Origin of the sequence: Duganella caerulea (genome assembly GCF_040362985.1) — a bacterium.
Classification (GTDB): domain Bacteria; phylum Pseudomonadota; class Gammaproteobacteria; order Burkholderiales; family Burkholderiaceae_D; genus Rugamonas; species Rugamonas vulcania.
Genome location: NZ_BPWJ01000039.1, coordinates 1 through 295, shown reverse-complemented (window position 1 = coordinate 295; position 295 = coordinate 1). Strand labels below are relative to the sequence as shown.

Genomic DNA, 295 nt, shown 5'->3' with positions numbered 1-295 from the left:
CTCGCCGCCAGGTTGCCCCGCGCTGCCGTTCGACTTGCATGTGTAAGGCATGCCGCCAGCGTTCAATCTGAGCCAGGATCAAACTCTTCAGTTTAATCTCTGTTTATTTGCTACTTTCGTAGCACCGTCATTGCTGACGGGTCGCTCACTCAAAATACTGACAGGCCACTATTTTCATAGCGCCTATTTCATTACTTCTTGTGAACATTTGATATTTTAAGTATCAGCAGAACTAGTCTGCTGTGCACTTTCATCAAACGTCCACACTTATCGACTGTTAATTTTTAAAGAACTT

General features: G+C 44.4%; 1 rRNA gene. It reads right to left on the bottom strand.

The window, feature by feature from the left end:
* A 16S ribosomal RNA gene (locus ACUJB0_RS31740) occupies positions 1 to 94 on the bottom strand; the annotation flags it as partial.
* Positions 95 to 295 lie beyond the last annotated feature (201 nt).